20 protein-coding genes are annotated in these 16,729 nt (G+C 62.9%); 12 read left to right on the forward strand and 8 right to left on the reverse strand.

The features are described 5' to 3' along the window. Window positions 1-109: 109 nt before the first annotated feature. The 7 genes from ACFSQT_RS07620 (at window position 110) to ACFSQT_RS07650 (ending at window position 5,594) form a co-directional block, all read left to right on the forward strand. On the forward strand, window positions 110-868 hold the full coding sequence (locus ACFSQT_RS07620) for a rhomboid family intramembrane serine protease (protein WP_379017918.1): 759 nt from the start codon (window positions 110-112) through the stop codon (window positions 866-868). Between the two features lie 87 nt (window positions 869-955). Then, on the forward strand, window positions 956-1,387 hold the full coding sequence (locus tag ACFSQT_RS07625; protein WP_379017919.1) for a CBS domain-containing protein: 432 nt from the start codon (window positions 956-958) through the stop codon (window positions 1,385-1,387). A gap of 229 nt (window positions 1,388-1,616) precedes the next feature. Then, window positions 1,617-3,122, forward strand: coding sequence for an Asp-tRNA(Asn)/Glu-tRNA(Gln) amidotransferase subunit GatB (gene gatB / locus ACFSQT_RS07630; RefSeq protein ID WP_379018014.1), 1,506 nt, complete (start codon window positions 1,617-1,619; stop codon window positions 3,120-3,122). Further along, window positions 3,119-3,814 (forward strand): hypothetical protein, encoded by a 696-nt coding sequence (locus ACFSQT_RS07635; RefSeq protein ID WP_379017920.1) that lies wholly within the window; start codon window positions 3,119-3,121, stop codon window positions 3,812-3,814. The genes gatB and ACFSQT_RS07635 overlap by 4 nt, the downstream gene beginning before the upstream one ends. Before the next feature lie 15 nt (window positions 3,815-3,829). Beyond that, entirely contained in the window at window positions 3,830-4,312 is a 483-nt protein-coding gene (locus ACFSQT_RS07640; RefSeq protein ID WP_379017921.1) for a GNAT family N-acetyltransferase, read from the forward strand. A 232-nt stretch (window positions 4,313-4,544) separates the two neighbouring features. Beyond that, window positions 4,545-5,159: an AIM24 family protein gene (locus ACFSQT_RS07645; RefSeq protein ID WP_379017922.1), complete on the forward strand. Its 615-nt coding sequence runs from the start codon at window positions 4,545-4,547 to the stop codon at window positions 5,157-5,159. Window positions 5,160-5,249: 90 nt separating this feature from the next. After that, window positions 5,250-5,594 (forward strand): VanZ family protein, encoded by a 345-nt coding sequence (locus ACFSQT_RS07650; protein ID WP_379017923.1) that lies wholly within the window; start codon window positions 5,250-5,252, stop codon window positions 5,592-5,594. Window positions 5,595-5,622: 28 nt separating this feature from the next. Here ACFSQT_RS07650 and panC read toward each other — a convergent pair whose 3' ends face one another. Next, on the reverse strand, window positions 5,623-6,474 hold the full coding sequence (panC, locus tag ACFSQT_RS07655; protein WP_379017924.1) for a pantoate--beta-alanine ligase: 852 nt from the start codon (window positions 6,472-6,474) through the stop codon (window positions 5,623-5,625). Further along, window positions 6,471-7,313: a 3-methyl-2-oxobutanoate hydroxymethyltransferase gene (gene panB / locus ACFSQT_RS07660; RefSeq protein WP_379017925.1), complete on the reverse strand. Its 843-nt coding sequence runs from the start codon at window positions 7,311-7,313 to the stop codon at window positions 6,471-6,473. Before panB ends, panC begins: the two co-directional genes overlap by 4 nt. Before the next feature lie 228 nt (window positions 7,314-7,541). Here panB and ACFSQT_RS07665 point away from each other — a divergent pair, with 228 nt between their 5' ends. The 3 genes from ACFSQT_RS07665 to ACFSQT_RS07675 all read left to right on the forward strand — a co-directional run bounded on the left by ACFSQT_RS07665 (window position 7,542) and on the right by ACFSQT_RS07675 (window position 9,147). After that, the gene (locus ACFSQT_RS07665) at window positions 7,542-7,940 is read left to right on the forward strand and encodes an NADH:ubiquinone oxidoreductase subunit NDUFA12 (protein ID WP_258593204.1); all 399 of its coding nucleotides are present in this window, start codon (window positions 7,542-7,544) and stop codon (window positions 7,938-7,940) included. A gap of 158 nt (window positions 7,941-8,098) precedes the next feature. Next, window positions 8,099-8,686, forward strand: coding sequence for a DUF2155 domain-containing protein (locus ACFSQT_RS07670; RefSeq protein ID WP_379017926.1), 588 nt, complete (start codon window positions 8,099-8,101; stop codon window positions 8,684-8,686). Window positions 8,687-8,760: 74 nt separating this feature from the next. Further along, on the forward strand, window positions 8,761-9,147 hold the full coding sequence (locus tag ACFSQT_RS07675; protein ID WP_379017927.1) for a hypothetical protein: 387 nt from the start codon (window positions 8,761-8,763) through the stop codon (window positions 9,145-9,147). An 11-nt stretch (window positions 9,148-9,158) separates the two neighbouring features. Here the strand turns inward: ACFSQT_RS07675 and aat are convergent, their stop codons facing one another. The 6 genes from aat to ACFSQT_RS07705 all read right to left on the reverse strand — a co-directional run bounded on the left by aat (window position 9,159) and on the right by ACFSQT_RS07705 (window position 14,478). Continuing rightward, window positions 9,159-9,776 (reverse strand): leucyl/phenylalanyl-tRNA--protein transferase, encoded by a 618-nt coding sequence (gene aat, locus ACFSQT_RS07680; RefSeq protein ID WP_379017928.1) that lies wholly within the window; start codon window positions 9,774-9,776, stop codon window positions 9,159-9,161. A 12-nt stretch (window positions 9,777-9,788) separates the two neighbouring features. Beyond that, window positions 9,789-11,132 carry an acetyl-CoA carboxylase biotin carboxylase subunit gene (gene accC, locus ACFSQT_RS07685; RefSeq protein WP_379017929.1) on the reverse strand — a complete coding sequence of 448 codons (1,344 nt, stop codon included), beginning with the start codon at window positions 11,130-11,132 and terminating at the stop codon, window positions 9,789-9,791. A 10-nt stretch (window positions 11,133-11,142) separates the two neighbouring features. Then, window positions 11,143-11,601 carry an acetyl-CoA carboxylase biotin carboxyl carrier protein gene (gene accB, locus ACFSQT_RS07690; protein ID WP_379017930.1) on the reverse strand — a complete coding sequence of 153 codons (459 nt, stop codon included), beginning with the start codon at window positions 11,599-11,601 and terminating at the stop codon, window positions 11,143-11,145. Between the two features lie 26 nt (window positions 11,602-11,627). Next, window positions 11,628-12,062, reverse strand: coding sequence for a type II 3-dehydroquinate dehydratase (gene aroQ, locus ACFSQT_RS07695; RefSeq protein WP_379017931.1), 435 nt, complete (start codon window positions 12,060-12,062; stop codon window positions 11,628-11,630). Window positions 12,063-12,212: 150 nt separating this feature from the next. Further along, on the reverse strand, window positions 12,213-13,013 hold the full coding sequence (locus ACFSQT_RS07700) for a DsbA family protein (RefSeq protein ID WP_379017932.1): 801 nt from the start codon (window positions 13,011-13,013) through the stop codon (window positions 12,213-12,215). 70 nt (window positions 13,014-13,083) lie between these two features. Further along, a complete protein-coding gene (locus ACFSQT_RS07705; protein WP_379017933.1) occupies window positions 13,084-14,478 on the reverse strand; it encodes a M48 family metalloprotease in 1,395 nt (464 codons plus the stop codon). Between the two features lie 145 nt (window positions 14,479-14,623). On the opposite strand from ACFSQT_RS07705, the gene ACFSQT_RS07710 reads away from it, so the two are divergent. Next, window positions 14,624-15,772, forward strand: coding sequence for a pyridoxal phosphate-dependent aminotransferase (locus ACFSQT_RS07710; RefSeq protein ID WP_379017934.1), 1,149 nt, complete (start codon window positions 14,624-14,626; stop codon window positions 15,770-15,772). A 5-nt stretch (window positions 15,773-15,777) separates the two neighbouring features. Further along, the gene (locus ACFSQT_RS07715; RefSeq protein WP_379017935.1) at window positions 15,778-16,707 is read left to right on the forward strand and encodes a glutaminase; all 930 of its coding nucleotides are present in this window, start codon (window positions 15,778-15,780) and stop codon (window positions 16,705-16,707) included. Window positions 16,708-16,729: the final 22 nt, after the last annotated feature.

The raw sequence follows: 16,729 nt of genomic DNA on the forward strand, positions 1-16,729 counted from the left end.
CTTGGACGGCTTCTTTTTTGATTCGCGATGGGGCGATTCGCCGTTTGCGGTTCGTTCGGGGGTGATCTAGATGCACGAACCCGAATCCACTGCTTGAGTGCAATTCCATATGAGCGAACCAGTAGGCCCCTCGGAAATAGAGCCAATCGAGGATGTACCAGAACGGCGGCGCGAGCCGGTGTTCAATCTGCCACCTGTCGTGCTTGCGGTGATCGGCATCTGCGTGGCCGTCTATCTGTTGCAGCAGTACGTGCTGACCGAGGCGCAGCAACTGACGCTGCTTTACGATGGGGCCTTCATCCCTGTTCTCTATACCGGGCAATACGGCTTCGACTGGTTCCTTTTCTCTCGCCCGTTCACCTACGCCTTCATGCATGGCAGCTTTGCCCATATCGCCATCAACATGGTCTGGCTCGCCGCTTTCGGTTCGCCATTGGCAAATCGTCTGGGGACGCTCTGGTTCGCACTGTTCTTTGCCGTGACCGGGCTGGCTTCGGTTGCGCTTTTCTGGGCCATGCATCCGTACGGAGAGGCGCCGCTGGTCGGGGCATCGGGCGCTATATCAGGCATGATGGGCGCTGCCGCGCGTTTTGGTTTCCGCACCGACCGATCGGCCGGCAAGGCTGCCTTCGCCGGCCCGGTGCTGCCAATCGCAATCGTCCTACGCTCGCGCGGCGTGGTGATCTTCCTTGCCGTGTGGATGATCATCAATCTCGCCACCGGCCTGCTCGGCTTTGCCCCTGGAATAGACGGCCAGATCGCCTGGGAGGCCCATATTGGCGGCTTCGTCGCCGGCTTCTTCGGCCTGCGCTGGTTCGACAGGCGACGGCAGGCGCCCGAATGGGAGACCAGCGACCGTCGCACTTGAAATGCAACCGATCACGGCGCACGATGTTCACTCTTATGTGAAGGCCGGTCAGGGCAAGAACCGGCAGTCAAAGCAGAGGAGGACGCCATGACGGTTAAGGCAATTCTCGAGAAAAAAGGCCACGACGTATTGACGCTCGGGCCGAACGAAAAGCTTAGCGAAGCCATCCGCATCCTTGCCGAACACAAGATTGGCGCGCTGGTCATCACCAATGGCGATCACAAGATCGTCGGCATTCTTTCAGAGCGCGACATCGTGCGGGTTGTCGCCAGGGAAGGTGGAGCCGCGCTCGATATCGCCGTGCGTTCGGCAATGACGCCGAAGGTGAAGATCTGCAATGAGAACCACACCGTCAACGAGGTGATGGAGATCATGACCAAGGGCCGGTTCCGCCATCTGCCGGTGGAAAAAGACGGCATGCTCGATGGCATCGTGTCGATCGGCGACGTGGTCAAGCGCCGCATCGAGGATGTCGAGCGCGAAGCCGAGGAGATCAGGGCCTACATCGCCACGGCTTGAGCGGCGAACGAAACCGCCGGCCGGTGACCGACCGGCGGAGCCAAAGACCACCTGTGGTCGAGTTCGGAACGGACGAATTCAAGCCCGCGCGGCGGCGAAGCGGCTGAAAAGACCAGCCTGTGGCTTTGCGCTTGTCTCTTTTGGCGGTTTGCACTAGCGAATGACTTCCACGTTCGACGTGAAATTCACGTTCAAACCTGAGTTCAGTCACCGCAATCCGCAGGCCGCCATGACCCTCATCGATACCCGTACCCCCGACGCAAAACGCCTGATCCCGGGCGCCACCGGCGACTGGGAGATCATCATCGGTCTCGAGGTTCATGCGCAGATCACCTCGCAAGCAAAGTTGTTTTCCGGCGCCTCGACCGCTTTCGGCGCAGCCCCCAACGCCAATGTCAGCCTGGTCGACGCCGCCATGCCGGGGATGCTGCCGGTGATCAACGAGGAATGCGTCAAGCAGGCGATCCGCACCGGCCTTGGCCTGAAGGCGCAGATCAACCACAAGTCGGTTTTCGATCGGAAGAATTATTTCTATCCAGACCTGCCACAGGGCTATCAGATTTCGCAGTTCAAGCAGCCCATCGTCGGCGAGGGCACGGTGACCGTCTCGGTCGGCCCCGACCGCCAGGGCGAGTTCGAGGACATCGAGGTCGGCATCGAGCGGCTGCATCTGGAGCAGGATGCCGGCAAGTCGATGCACGACCAGCATCCGACCATGTCCTATGTCGACCTCAACCGCTCCGGCGTGGCGCTGATGGAGATCGTCTCCAAGCCCGACATGCGTTCGGCCGATGAGGCCAAGGCCTATGTCACCAAGCTGCGCACCATCGTGCGCTATCTCGGCACCTGCGACGGCAACATGGACGAAGGCTCGATGCGCGCCGACGTCAACGTCTCGGTGCGCAAGCCCGGCGGCGAGTTCGGCACGCGCTGCGAGATCAAGAACGTCAATTCGATCCGCTTCATCGGCCAGGCCATCGACTATGAGGCGCGCCGCCAGATCGCCATTCTGGAGGATGGCGGCAAGATCGATCAGGAAACGCGGCTGTTCGATGCGGTCAAGGGCGAGACACGCTCGATGCGCACCAAGGAAGAGGCGCATGACTACCGCTATTTCCCCGATCCCGACCTCTTGCCGCTGGAATTCGACCAGGCCTATGTCGATGCGCTGGCCGGGGAATTGCCGGAATTGCCCGACGACAAGAAGGCGCGGCTGATCGCGTCGCTCGGCCTGTCGACCTATGACGCTTCGATCCTGGTTTCGGAAAAGCCGATCGCCGATTATTTCGAGAAGGTGGCCGCCGGCCGCGACGGCAAGCTGGCCGCCAACTGGGTCATCAACGATCTGCTCGGGCAATTGAACAAGGCCGGCAAGGATATTGAAAACGCTCCGGTTTCGCCCGATCAGCTCGGCGCGGTCATCGATCTGATCAAGGATGGCACCATCTCCGGCAAGATCGCCAAGGACCTGTTCGAGATCGTCTGGAACGAGGGCGGCGATCCGCGCCAGTTGGTCGAGAGCCGTGGCATGAAGCAGGTTACCGACACCGGCGCCATCGAGAAGGCCGTCGACGAGGTGATCGCTGCCAATCCCGACAAGGTCGAACAGGCGCGCGCCAAGCCGAGCATGGCCGGCTGGTTCGTCGGCCAGGTGATGAAGGCGACCGGCGGCAAGGCCAACCCGCAGGCCGTCAACGACCTCGTCAAGGCCAAGCTCGGCATCGCCGATCAATGAGCGGAGACGCAAATCGGGGCAACCCGGCAAGCGTCTCGTCGGCCATGTTGATTGCCGGCGCCGTGCTGCTTTTTGTCGGCACGTCGCTGCACCCGATGCATGAGGACCCGAATGACGCGCTTGCCGCCTTCGGGGAATATGCCGCCGACCACATCTGGTTGTTCAGCCACATGGCGCAGCTTGCCGGCGTCCTGTCGATGGTCGCCGGCCTGGTGCTGATCCTTGGCCGTCTGTCCGACGCCCCGCTTCGCGGCTGGGCCCTTCTGACGATCCTGTTCGGCGCGGCATCGCTGGCGTCGGCAGCTGCCTTGCAGGCCGTCGACGGCATTGCGCTGAAAGCGGTGGTCGATGCCTGGGCGATGGCCGATGCGGCGTCAAAGCCGTCGCTGTTCAGCGCCGCCTTCGCCGTGCGCCAGATCGAGGTCGGCTTTGCCGCGATCAGCGCCATGCTGCTCGGCTTGACGGTTCTGCTCGCCAATGTCGCCCTGCGTCAGGCCAGGCGCTGTCCGTTATGGCTGTCCCTGCTTGGCGGCGTCGGCGCTGTCGGTGTCCTGGTCGGCGGTTTCGCGACCGCGGCAACCGGTTTCTCCGGCACCGCCATGGCGGCCAACATGCCGGGCAGCATGGTGCTTCTGGTCTGGGTCGTGCTGGTTGCCGTGGTCGACTTCCGCTACAAGCCGGTCACAGCATAGGCGGGGAGAGAACTCATGTTCGTCCGCACCGCCGGAGAGCGCGACCTTGTTGCCGTCCGTGCGCTGCTGGTCGAGACCTGGCATGCGACCTATGACGCCATCTATGGCGCCGAACGGGTCACCGAGATCACCGACGAATGGCACTCGATCGCCTCGTTGAAGGCGCGGCTTGCCAAGCCGAACAGCGAATTCCTCGTTGCCGATGACGGCAAGCGCATTGGTGGCATGGCGTTTGCCGAGGGTGCCGAACTGATCATGCTGAAACAGATCTATGTGCTTCCGGACCTGCAAGGCCGGGGTATCGGCGGCATGCTCCTTGACGAGATCATCGAAAGTTTTCCGGAAGCCCGCGCCATCCGTGTGGAGGTGGAGGAGCAGAACACGCGGGCCATCGCCTTCTACGAGGCGAACGGCTTCGTGCGATCCGGCGATGTCGGCGACCACACCGGTGCCTTGGGAAAGCCAACGCTCGTCTACCGCAGGCCTCTGCTCGGCTGATCCCTGCAGCGCACCTGTCTGGATCACCTTCGCGCGAGCGGCGCGATAAAGCGGCTGTTTTCGTTTGACGGCATGAGGCGCCGGCACCAAAGCTGCTGTAGCTGACCATGCGGAAGCGGGAACGAACCGGCACGCAGGCGGCGCGAGGGGGGATCATGCCGAGCTTGCCGGAACTGATGCCGACAGAGGTGTCGGACGAAACCTTTGGCGACGTCACCTACCACGCGAACTGGTGCCGGTGCTTTCGGTCGATGTGACGCGCATGCCCGTCTATTTCGAGCACCACATCCTGTTGTGGAAGAATTCGACCATCACCATCGGCCTGAAGTCGCTGAAGGGTGCGCTGAAGCGGATGATGGCCGGCATGCAGATCTTCGTCACCGAAGCATCGGGGGCGGGCATCATTGCCTTCAGCCGCGATGGGCCCGGCAATATCGTGCCGATCCATCTCCGGCGCGGCGAGGAGGTCCAGGTGCGCGAGCACCAGTTTCTCGCCGCCACCGGCAATGTCGACTATACCTTCGAGCGCGTGCGCGGCCTGGCGACGATGCTGCTCGGCCAGAGCGGCTTCTTCATCGACCGGTTTCGCGGCGATGCCGGCGACGGCATCGTCTGGCTGCATGGTTACGGCAATGTCTTCGAAAAGACGCTGGCCGCTGGCGAGACCATCGACATCGAGCCGGGCGGCTGGCTGTTCAAGGATGTCTCGGTCAGGATGGAAACCAAGATCGACCGCCTGTCGAGCGGCTTCTTCGGCGCCAACATGAATTTCATCGTCAACCGCTTCACCGGGCCCGGCCGGGTCGGCATCCAGTCGATGTACCTGCACATGCCGACAGAGGAATAACCGAGATCGGCCGCGAAGCCCCTATCGGGTGCATTCGGCATGCGTCATTGTCGCATTTGCTGCGCCGGCTCACGACGGATATTCAGGGACATGACCAAACTGTCGCGCATTGCAGCCCTGACGCTGCTCGCCATCATCGTTTTTGCAACCTTGTCGCCGATCCAGGTGCGGCCACACATAGCCGATGCGAATGTTGAGCGCGCCTTGGCTTATGTGTTGCTGGGCTTCGCCGTGGCACTCGGCTTCCCCAACCGTCTGTATCAAGCCGTGATCTTTGTGGTTGTGACCGCCGGCATGCTGGAATTGCTTCAGATCATAGATCCCAGCCGTCACGCACGTCTCATCGATGCCCTTGTGAAGGCCTTTGCCGGGGTGGCAGGGATCGTCGCGGGACAACTGCTCGTCGGGACCAGCGGACGAAAGAGCGAGAGGTAGGCGCGGCAGCAAACCGCCGCATTGCCACCTAGGCGGAGGGAACGTCCACATTGTCGATCAGCCTGGTCTTGCCGAGCCACGCCGCGGCGAGCAGGCGCCCTTCACGGTCGCGACGCCATGGCCCGAGCGTCAGGCTTTCGCGGGCCTCGACATAGTCGACCTCACGGAAGCCGGCCGCGATCAGGGCGCGGCTGGCCCCGGCGGCCGCGCCGGCCTGGTCGGCGCCAGCCGCCAGGTCCGCGGCCGTCCTTCTCAGGATCACGTTGAACTGGCGGGCGATCTCGAGCTCGGCTTCGCCGAGATAGGCGTTGCGTGACGACATGGCGAGACCGTGCGCGTCGCGTATCGTCGGGGCGCCGATGATCTCGACGGGCAGGTCGAGGTCGCGGCAGAGCTGCCTGACGACGCAAAGCTGCTGGTAGTCCTTCTCGCCAAAGACCGCGCAATCGGGCGTTGCCTGCAGGAAGAGCTTTGCCACGACGGTGGCGACGCCGTCGAAAAAGGTCGGCCGAAAGTTCGATTCGAGCCCGGCGGACGGGCCGCCGACCGAGATTTTTGTAGCAAAACCGGTGGGATACATCTCACCAACCGTCGGTGTGAAGGCAAGGTTCGCCTTGGCTACCCCCAGCCGGTCGAGGTCACTGGCGAGTTGGCGCGGGTACTTGTCGAGGTCTTCCGTCGGCGCGAACTGCGTCGGGTTGACGAAGATCGAAACGACGCAGCGCTCGGCTCGTTCGAGGGCGATCCTGACCAGCGAGATGTGCCCGTCATGCAGCGCGCCCATGGTCGGCACCATGGCGACGCGAAGGCCATCGCGCCGCCAGTCGCGGATCTGCAAGCGAAGCGCGGCAACGCTGTCGACGACGACGGGCCGGCTCATGCGTCATCACCGCGCTTTGTCGCGGAAAAGACATGGCCGGGGCCAGGGAATGTCCGGCTTCGCACCTCCGCGGCGTAGCGCTCGGCGGCATGCGAGACCACGCTGCGCAGATCGGCATATTCCTTGACGAATTTCGGCACCCGGTCGACGGTCAGACCGACCATGTCGTCGATGACCAGGATCTGGCCGTCGCAGTCGCCGCTGGCGCCGATGCCGATGGTTGGAATGGCGATGCGGCGGGTGATGTCGGCGGCGACGGTCTCGATCGTGCCTTCGATGACCACCGAGAACGCGCCGGCGCCTTCGACCGCGAGCGCATCGCGAACCAGCGTCGCAACAGCCTTCTCGGTGCGGCCCTTGATCTTGTAGCCGCCGTCCTTCTCCACCGATTGCGGCAGCAGGCCGATATGTCCCATGACCGGAATGCCGGCGGCGACGATGGCTGCGATCTGCCGGGCCATGTCGACGCCGCCTTCGAGTTTCACCGCCTGGCAGCCGGTTTCGTCGATCATCCGCCGCGCCGAGGCAACGGCCTGCGCGGCCGAATCCTCATAGGTGCCGGCCGGCATGTCGACGACGACGCAGGCCCTGGCCGAGCCGCGCATCACCGCTTGCCCATGCGCGATCATCATCTCCAGCGAGGCGCCCAGCGTCGTCTTGTGGCCGTGCAGCACCATGGCGACGCTGTCGCCGACCAGGAGCAGGTCAACGTGGTCGTCGAGCAATCGGGCGATGGGATAGGTATAGGCGGTGAGGCAGACAATCGGCGTGCCGCCCTTGCGGCGGCGAATCGCCTCAGTGCTGATGCGAATGTCGGTGGTCGGCAATTCCGTGGCCAATCGTCACCTCCTTCGGCCTACGGCCGGGCTGGATACCCGCATGGGCGCGCAGAGCTTTAGAAAGACCGCAAAGGCTTGGCAAGCGCCATCCCTGCGATCGACAAGATCACGGGCTTGTGTCGGGTCTCCGGCAAGCCATTTCAACGGTCCCTGCGGCAAAAGCCTTGCCTTCCCGAAGGCCTGACGCCATAAGCAGGAAACGGGCGCCGCCAGCGCGAGGGTTCTGAGATGAAGACTTTCCTGACGCAGTTTTTCACCTGGTGGAACAGCCAGACGCTGGGAACGCGCCTGCACACCTGGCGGCATGGCAAGAAGGTCGGCCAGGACGAGACCGGCAATGTCTATTACGAAGGCGGCATCGATTCGGAAGGCCGCACGCGCCGCTGGGTCATCTACCGCAACTATTCGGAAGCTTCGGCCATACCGCCCGGCTGGCATGGCTGGATGCATCACCGGGTCGATGTCGCGCCGCCCAGCGAGGACTACAAGCCGCGCGACTGGCAGAAGCCGCATCAGCCCAATCTGACCGGCAGCCCGGCGGCCTATCGCCCGAAGGGCTCGGTGCTGACCAATCAGCATCGTCCGCAGGTCACGGGCGACTACGACGCCTGGACGCCCGGGTCGTAACGGCCCGACTTGTAACGGCGCCCCGACTTGTAACAGCACAAGGTGCAGGCCGGTCCTTTATCGCCACAATTGGTGTTTAGCTGCTTGCTGATCAGAAAACGGCGACTAGCCTTGGCGATCACGAGAATCACCCGGGCGCGAACCACCGGTATCCCTAGATGAGCTTTTTCAACCGAATATCGACGGGCGGTCTGACGCTAGCCGCCGGTCTTGCTATCAGCACCGCGCTGTTTGCCGCTTCGCCTGAACCGGCCGCACCGGCTGCACCCGCGCCGGCGGCGCCCGCGGGATCGGACCGGGTCACCAATCCCGTCGCCGAGTTTGCCGGTATCGACAAGATCACCGGCCGCATCATCACTTTCGATGTCTATATCGACGAGACGGTGCAGTTCGGTGCTTTGCAAGTGACGCCACGCGTCTGCTATTCGCGGCCGCAGACCGAAGAGCCGAAGACCGATTCCTTCGTCGAGGTCGATGAGATCACGCTCGACCGAAAGATCCGCCGTATCTTCACCGGCTGGATGTTTGCCGAAAGTCCCGGCCTCAACGCCGTTGAACACGCCGTCTATGACGTCTGGCTGAAGGAATGCAAACAGAAGTCGGATGTGCCAGCGCCCGACGCCGCCAAGGCTGACGCGACTAAAGCCGACGCTTCGAAGCCTGCAGCAGCCAAGCCGAAGCCTGCTGCCACTCCGGATGTGGCACAGCCGGATGCCCCGGAACCGGATACCACCGACGCCAACTGATCCTCTGGAACCGTCCTGGCCACCATGCGTTGAGCACGCATGACCGCGCCTTTATGCGCAGGGAGGATTTTCCGATGTCAGACAGCAAGCGGATCATGGCCGACAAGGCAGAATTGCTTGAACTCGAAAAGGGGTTCTGGACCGGTGACGCGGCCTACTACGCGGCCAATGCCGACACGGAATGTCTGGTGGCATTTCCGCGGATGGCACAGGCGATGGACAATGCCGATCTCGCCAAGACTGCAACCAAGCCCAACCGTTGGCGCGATCTTGACATCGAGCTCAAGGGCATAATCGAGCCGGGCAGCGACATCGTCATGCTGACCTACGAGGCCCATGCGACGCGGGACAACGGCGAGCCCTATGCCGCACTGGTCAGCACCGGCTACGTCCATCGCGCCAACGGCTGGAAGATGATGTTCCATTCGCAGACCCCGATCGAAGCTGCGGCCGCGATGTAAGGGCTCAATCGTCAGGGATAGAATACGGCCTCGCCCTTCAGCGCGTCGACCAGCATTTTCTCGTATTTACTGCGCGGCACGTCGACTGCGCCGAAGCGCTTGAGGTGCTCGGTGGTGAATTGCGTGTCAAGTAACGCGAAGCCTCGCGCTTTCAACCGCTCGACGAGATAATAAAGGCAGGTCTTGGAAGCGTCCGTCTCCCTGGCGAACATGCTCTCGCCAAAAAACACCCGGCCGAGCGATACGCCGTAGAGGCCGCCGACCAGCCGCTCCTCGCGCCATGCCTCGACCGAATGACAATGTCCTATCCGATGCAGCTGCACATAGGCTTCGCGGATCGGCGCATTGATCCAGGTCGACCGGCGCTCCTCGCGCTTTTCCGCACAGCCGTCGATCGTGGCTTCGAAATCGAAATCGAAACGGATGTCGAAAGGATGCTTCCTGATCGTCTTCTTCAGGCTTTTCGGCGTGTGAAAACCATCGAGCGGGATGATGCCGCGCGTTTCCGGCCGCACCCAGAACACTTCCGGGTCGCTGGCGCTTTCGGCCATCGGGAAGACGCCCGACGCATAGGCCTTGAGCAACAGGTCGGTGGGAATGCGATAGCCGGGCGCGTAGGGACGGGTCATCGCATCCCCGAACTACTCTTCCTTGGCCAGGTATTTTTCCAGCCAGTGGATGTCATAGTCGCCATTGGCGATGTCGGCATTGCCGACGAGATCGCGAAACAGCGGCAACGTCGTCTTGATGCCGTCGACGACGAATTCATCCAGCGCGCGCCGCAGCCGCATCATGCACTCGACGCGGTTGCGCCCGTGCACGATCAGCTTGCCGATCAGGCTGTCGTAATAGGGCGGGATCTTGTAGCCGGAATAGACGCCGGAATCGACGCGGATGCCCAGGCCGCCCGGCGTATGGAAGTGGCTGATCGTGCCGGGCGAGGGGGTGAAGGTACGCGGATCCTCGGCATTGATGCGGCATTCGATGGCGTGGCCGTTGAACTTGATGTCTTCCTGCTTGACCGAAAGCCCACCGCCCGACGCCACGCGGATCTGCTCGTGGACGAGATCGATGCCGGTGATCGCTTCGGTCACCGGATGCTCGACCTGCAGGCGCGTGTTCATCTCGATGAAATAGAACTCGCCATTCTCGTAGAGGAACTCGATCGTGCCGGCGCCGGAATAGCCGAGGTCGGCGATGGCCTTGGCGCAGACGCCGCCGATGCGGGCGCGCTCCTCGGCATTGAGGGCCGGCGAGGGCGCCTCCTCCCAGACCTTCTGGTGGCGGCGCTGCAGCGAACAGTCGCGCTCGCCGAAATGCACGCCACGGCCAAATCCGTCGCCGAACACCTGGACCTCAATGTGACGCGGTTTTTCCAGGTATTTCTCGATGTAGACGGCATCGTCGCCAAAGGCAGCACCGGCTTCCGAGCGCGCCGTCTGCAGGGCGACCTCGAGGTCGGTCTCGGTATACGCCACTTTCATGCCGCGTCCGCCGCCGCCGGCCGACGCCTTTATGATCACGGGATAGCCGATCTCGCCGGCAATGCGCCTGGCCTCTTTTTCGTCGGTGACCGCGCCGTCCGAACCGGGCACCACCGGAATGCCGAGGCGCTTTGCGGTGCGCTTGGCCTCGATCTTGTCGCCCATGATGCGGATATGGTCGCCGGAAGGACCGATGAAGGTGATGTTGTGCGCGGCCAGGATGTCGGCGAACTTGGCATTCTCCGACAGGAAGCCGTAGCCCGGATGCACGGCGTCGGCGCCGGTGATTTCGCAGGCGGCGACGATCTGATGGATGTTGAGATAGCTGTCGCGCGATGGCGGCGGCCCGATGCAGACGCTCTCGTCGGCGAGCCGCACATGCATGGCGTCGGCGTCGGCGGTCGAATGCACCACCACCGTCTGGATGCCGAGTTCCTTGCAGGCGCGCAGCACCCGAAGCGCGATTTCGCCGCGATTGGCGATGAGGATCTTCTGGAACATCCGGCCCGCTCTACTCGATCACGACGAGGGGCATGCCGTATTCGACCGGCGTCGCATCCTCGAACAGGATCGCCGTCACCGTGCCGGCGCGGGGCGAAGGAATCTGGTTCATCGTCTTCATTGCCTCGATGATCAGCAACGTCTGGCCTTCCTTGACCTTCTGGCCGATCTCGATGAACGCCTTGGCGTCGGGCGACGGCGCCAGATAGGCGGTGCCGACCATGGGCGAGGTTATCGCGTTCTTCGACACATCGACCACCGCCGGCGCTGCCATTGCAGCGGGCTGGGTGGCTGACGGTGCATAGGCCGGCTGGGGTGCCGCGATCGCGTGCACGGCAGGCGCCTGCCGCGAGACGCGCACCTTCAGGTCTCCCAGTTCAACCTCGATCTCGGTGAGGTTGGTGTCGTTCAGTATGCCCGCCAGATCGCGGATCAGCTGCTGGTCAACACCGGTCTTCTTTATCGACATTTTCGAGCCTTCTGTTTGTTGGCCGGTCATAGGCGTGCGGCCAGCGCCTGCAGCGCCAGCGTGTAGCCGAGCGGCCCAAAGCCACAGATCATGCCGACGGCAACCGGCGTGACCATGGACACGTGGCGGAATGGTTCCCGCGCATGGATATTGGAAAGATGGACTTCGGCGACGGGCAGCGGCGCGATGGCGCGGATGGCGTCGTGGATCGCGATCGAGGTGTGGCTGTAGGCGCCTGGATTGATGACGATGCCGGCGGCCTTGTCGCCGGCTTCCTGAATCCAGTCGACAAGGTCGCCCTCGTGATTCGACTGGCGGAAATCGATTTCGAGCCCAAGTGCCTTGCCGGCCTGTTTGCAATCGTCGGCGATGGCGGCAAGTGTCTTGCCGCCATAGATGCCCGGCTCGCGCTTGCCGAGCGCGTTGAGATTGGGACCGTTCAGGACGAAAACCGTTTTCAAAAAAGCCGACCTTTCCCGGCGCCAACATCAAGCCGGCGCGCTGGGCCCTCTATAATGGGCATAGACGCCTGCGAAAAGAGCGCAAGTGCGTTCTTTCACTGTCCACAACAGGTGGAAATGTGCCCGTGACAAATAGGCTCGTGAGCAAAATCAGAGCGCGGCTTTCGCCGCCTCGATCTTTTCAGCCAGCACTTCCTGCCCAAGCGCCCCGAACACGACCTCGTTGCCGACCACATAGGACGGCGTTCCGGTGATGGCCAGCTTGTTGGCAAGGTCGTAGGTCTTGGAGAAGGCCTCGGTGATCGACGGATCCTTCATCTTCTCGCGCAGCGTCGCTTCGTCGGCGCCAAGCGAAAGCGCGATCTTGATCGCCGCCGCCTCGGTGGCGCGTCCCTGGCCGCCGAGCAGCGCATTGTGGAACTCGCCGTACTTTTCCGGCTTCATCAGGTGGAAGGCCATCGAGACGACGCTCGCCTTCTGCGAATCCGGTCCGAGGATCGGGAATTCCTTGAGCACGAAACGCAGATCCGGATCGGACTTGGTCAGCGCTCGCATGTCGTCGATGGCGCGTTTGCAGAAGCCGCAATTGTAGTCGTAGAACTCGACGATGGTGACCTTGCCGTTCGGGTTGCCGACGACGCCGTCGAAGGCGGAGTTGAAGATCTGGTCCTTGGCGTTCTTGATGACGCCGAGATGGGCGATGCGCTGCTCTTCCTTCTGCTTGGCTTCGAGCGCGTCCTGAACCTCCAGAAGGACTTCCGGGTTCTTCAGCAGATAGTCACGGATAATGCCTTCGACCTCGGTGCGGTCGATCTTGGTGTCGGCCGCGGTCTGGACCGGCTGTGCCGTGCCGGCTTTGGCAATCTGTGGGTTTCCGGCCACGAATCCGAAAGCCAGCATGGCCAGGGCGACCGCAACCCCCGTTGTGCCCAGCAGCAGTGCCTTTTTCATCGTTCCTGTTCCTTTTTACCTGTTTTCCGGCCGGTTCGTCTGGCTGTGTCGCAGCGCGCGGCCGGAAGGTTCACTTGATCTTGGTTGATGGCGCGTAGTTTATGATGTCCTGAGCGCGAAGCCAACGTGGCTCGCCGCGCTTCATCTGTTGCTGCGCCCGCATGGCGAAAATCTTAGCATCCTTGTAGTTGCCGGAATAGAAATGACCTTCGGCGGTGGCAAGTTCGGCGCCCGGTATGTCACCCAACTCGCCATAGGCCTGCGCCAGATAGCGATACCCGGCGGAATTTTCCTTGTCGCGCCCGAGGCCATTGTTGATCTGCACGACGGCTTTCTTCAGCGATTCCGGCGTACCGACGGCCATCAGCGCCTGGCCAAGGGAGACAGGCAGCAAGCCGGATCGGGCCGGGTCGAGGCTGACCGCCTTGGCATAGGCATCCGCGGCCTCCTTGGGCTTGTTCGCCTTCATCAGGATGTCGCCGCGCAGTTCCTGGAAATAAGCGTTCTTCGGCTGCGCCTTGATCAGTGCATTGGTCTTGGCGAGCGCGGTGGCGATGTTGCCGAACAGATAGGTCGACTGGGCATCGCCATATTGAGCGGCGAGACTGCCAGGCATCTTGCGCATCAGCCGCGATGCCGCCGCCTGGCCGTCCATGTAGACGGCGATCTTCATGCGCATCATGTCATGCCGCTGCTGCAGCGCCGGCGGGTCGACCTTGTCGACATTGGGGCTCTGTTTCACCAGCACTTCGAGATTGGCGATGCGCTCCTGCGGCATCGGATGGCTGATCCGGTAGGGATCGACCTGCGCGCCCGATAGCGACAGTGCCGTCTGGAAACGGTGGAACGTCTTCAGCATGCCCATGCCGGACTGGCCGGTGGCGTTGAGGTAGGTGATCGCCGAGCGGTCGGCGGTCATCTCCTCGGTGCGCTGATAGGCGAGGATGCTGCGCTGCGCCATCTCGCCGCCGCCAGTCGCCACGCCCATGCCGGCGCTGGCGAGGCCGCGGCTGTTGGTGGTGGCGCCGGCGACGATAGCGCCGGCGCCCAACAATGTCGCGATAACGGCCATCGTTTTGGCGCGTTCGAGCTGGTCGCGCAGTTTCTGCTGGTGACCGCCGGCGATATGACCGGCTTCGTGGGCAATGACGCCGATGATCTCGTTGGGCGTTTCGGCCGTCGTCAGCGCGCCGGTGTTGATGAACAGCCGGCGCCCGGTGACGAAGGCGTTGAAACTCTGGTCGTTGACCAGCACGATGTCGATGCCATCGTTCGCCAGCCCCGCCGCTTTGAAGATCGGCCGCGCGTAATCGCGCACCAGCGCCTCGATCTCGGCGTCGCGTATCACTGGCACGTTCTGGGCGAAGGCGCTGACCGAACTCGTCACCGCGACGGCGACGCCAAGCGAAAGCGTCGCGAAGACGCGCGCTGCCTGGGCAATCGTCGATCTGGATCGGTTCAACATGATGTGTCCACTGGTAGACGAGCGGGTGAAAGATGAAAAGTCGGCGCCGGAAACTTCCTCAACTTGTGATCCTCACATCAATCGGGCATTTGTGCGGCGCATGCGCCACAGCATGGCGCGCTCAACCATCGGGAATACTGGTTAAATGGTCGTTTCGCTCTCACGTCGTGGCAATGTCGAGCCTTTCCACGCCATGGACATTCTGGCAGAGGCAAACCGGCTGAAGGCCGAGGGCGTGCCGGTTGTTTCCATGGCCGTCGGCCAGCCCTCCGACCCGGCGCCGATCGGGGTTCGCGCGGCAGCGGCCAAGGCCTTGCAGGACGGGCGCATCGGCTACACCGACGCGCTCGGCCTCGCGGCCTTGCGCAAGGCGATCGCCGAACACTACGCCGATCACTATGGCCTCGACATTCCACCCGGCCGGATTGCGGTGACCACCGGATCGTCGGCCGCCTTCAATCTCGCCTTCCTGGCGATGTTCGACCGAGGCGACCGTGTCGCTATCGCGGCACCCGGTTATCCCGCTTATCGCAACATCATGGCCGCGCTCGGCATCGACGTGGTCGAGATAGAGCTCGGCGGCGACGCCTACCTGCATGCCGGTCATCTGGAAACCGCGCATCGCGAAAAGCCGCTGAAAGGCGTCCTGTTCGCAAGTCCGGCCAATCCGACCGGCGCGGTCATACCGGCCGACGAGCTGGCGGCCCTGGTGAGAACGGCACAGGAGCTCGGCATCGCCGTGATCTCCGACGAGATCTACCACCGGCTGGCCTATGCCGCTCCCGACACCACGGCGCTTGCCTATGGCGGCGACGTGACGGTGATCAACTCGTTCTCGAAATACTACTGCATGACCGGCTGGCGCATCGGCTGGATGGTGTTGCCGCAAGAGCTGGTGAGGCCGGTCGAGCGCGTCGCCCAAAGCCTCTACATCTCGCCGCCGGAACTGTCGCAGATCGCCGCGATCGAGGCGTTCAAGGCGACTGAGGAGCTGGAAGCGGTGAAAGGCCGCTACGCCTGGAATCGCGAGCTGTTGATGAAACGCCTGCCTGAACTCGGCTTTCCGCTGGCGGCACCCATGGATGGCGCCTTCTATGCCTTTTGCGATGTCACCAGGCATAGCAATGACAGCATGGCCTTCGCGCGAAAGATGCTGGCGCAGGCGCATGTCGCGGCGACGCCCGGCCGCGACTTCGATACCCAGGCGGGGCACCGCACCATGCGTTTTTCCTATGCCGGCAGCCACGACGACATGGTCGAGGCGATGGCGCGCATTGAACGCTGGTTGAGGTAGCACCCATGCCGGAACTCGAACAGGCGCTGGCCGAAGTCGCAGCCGAAATGGCCACACGCACCGATCGTGGTGACGTCGCCACCTACATTCCGCAGTTGGGCAAGGTCGACCCAAAGAAGTTCGGCATCGCCGCCGTCACCAATGATGGCCGCGTGCTGATGGCGGGTGACGCCGATCAGGCGTTTTCGATCCAGAGCATCTCGAAAGTGTTCACCCTGACGCTGGCGCTCGGCAATGTCGGCGACGCGTTGTGGCAGCGGGTCGGACGTGAGCCGTCGGGCAATCCGTTCAACTCGATCGTGCAGCTCGAGCATGAGAACGGCATTCCGCGCAATCCGTTCATTAATGCCGGCGCCATCGTCATTTCCGACATCCTGCTTGCCGGCCACCAGCCGCGCGAGGCGATCGGCGAGATTCTGCGCTTCATCCAGTTTCTCGCCGATGACGAGACCATCATCATCGACCGCGAGGTCGCGGCGTCCGAGCGGGCCACCGGCTATCGCAACTTCGCCCTTGCCAACTACATGAAATCCTTTGGTAATCTCCATCATGCGCCGGAGCTGGCGCTGGGCGTCTACTTCCACCATTGCGCCATCGCCATGAGCTGCCGGCAATTGGCGCTCGCCGGCCGCTTCCTTGCCAATGGCGGCAAGAATCCGGCGACCGGACATAGCGTGGTGTCGGCCGAACGTGCGCGCCGCATCGGCGCCATGATGCTGACCTGCGGCCATTATGACGGCTCCGGCGACTTCGCCTTCCGCGTCGGCATCCCCGGCAAGAGCGGCGTCGGCGGCGGCATATTGGGCATCGTGCCGGGCGTCGCGTCGCTTGCCGTCTGGTCGCCTGGCCTCAACGCCAACGGCAACTCCAAGCTGGGATCGATCGCGCTGGAAAAGCTGGCCAGGATGATGAACTGGTCGATCTTCGCACCGTAGAGCTGTTGATCGTTTCACGGAA

The organism is Mesorhizobium calcicola (assembly GCF_042682105.1).
GTDB classification, from domain to species: Bacteria; Pseudomonadota; Alphaproteobacteria; order Rhizobiales; family Rhizobiaceae; genus Mesorhizobium; species Mesorhizobium calcicola.

Bases quoted from the DNA above. Each gene is read 5' to 3' on its own strand.
- ACFSQT_RS07620 (WP_379017918.1), top strand. From the start codon at position 110: ATGAGCGAACCAGTAGGCCCCTCGGAAATAGAGCCAATCGAGGATGTA.
- ACFSQT_RS07625 (WP_379017919.1), top strand. From the start codon at position 956: ATGACGGTTAAGGCAATTCTCGAGAAAAAAGGCCACGACGTATTGACG.
- gatB (WP_379018014.1), top strand. From the start codon at position 1,617: ATGACCCTCATCGATACCCGTACCCCCGACGCAAAACGCCTGATCCCG.
- ACFSQT_RS07635 (WP_379017920.1), top strand. From the start codon at position 3,119: ATGAGCGGAGACGCAAATCGGGGCAACCCGGCAAGCGTCTCGTCGGCC.
- ACFSQT_RS07640 (WP_379017921.1), top strand. From the start codon at position 3,830: ATGTTCGTCCGCACCGCCGGAGAGCGCGACCTTGTTGCCGTCCGTGCG.
- ACFSQT_RS07650 (WP_379017923.1), top strand. From the start codon at position 5,250: ATGACCAAACTGTCGCGCATTGCAGCCCTGACGCTGCTCGCCATCATC.
- panC (WP_379017924.1), bottom strand. From the start codon at position 6,474: ATGAGCCGGCCCGTCGTCGTCGACAGCGTTGCCGCGCTTCGCTTGCAG.
- ACFSQT_RS07665 (WP_258593204.1), top strand. From the start codon at position 7,542: ATGAAGACTTTCCTGACGCAGTTTTTCACCTGGTGGAACAGCCAGACG.
- ACFSQT_RS07670 (WP_379017926.1), top strand. From the start codon at position 8,099: ATGAGCTTTTTCAACCGAATATCGACGGGCGGTCTGACGCTAGCCGCC.
- ACFSQT_RS07675 (WP_379017927.1), top strand. From the start codon at position 8,761: ATGTCAGACAGCAAGCGGATCATGGCCGACAAGGCAGAATTGCTTGAA.
- aat (WP_379017928.1), bottom strand. From the start codon at position 9,776: ATGACCCGTCCCTACGCGCCCGGCTATCGCATTCCCACCGACCTGTTG.
- accC (WP_379017929.1), bottom strand. From the start codon at position 11,132: ATGTTCCAGAAGATCCTCATCGCCAATCGCGGCGAAATCGCGCTTCGG.
- accB (WP_379017930.1), bottom strand. From the start codon at position 11,601: ATGTCGATAAAGAAGACCGGTGTTGACCAGCAGCTGATCCGCGATCTG.
- ACFSQT_RS07700 (WP_379017932.1), bottom strand. From the start codon at position 13,013: ATGAAAAAGGCACTGCTGCTGGGCACAACGGGGGTTGCGGTCGCCCTG.
- ACFSQT_RS07705 (WP_379017933.1), bottom strand. From the start codon at position 14,478: ATGTTGAACCGATCCAGATCGACGATTGCCCAGGCAGCGCGCGTCTTC.
- ACFSQT_RS07710 (WP_379017934.1), top strand. From the start codon at position 14,624: ATGGTCGTTTCGCTCTCACGTCGTGGCAATGTCGAGCCTTTCCACGCC.
- ACFSQT_RS07715 (WP_379017935.1), top strand. From the start codon at position 15,778: ATGCCGGAACTCGAACAGGCGCTGGCCGAAGTCGCAGCCGAAATGGCC.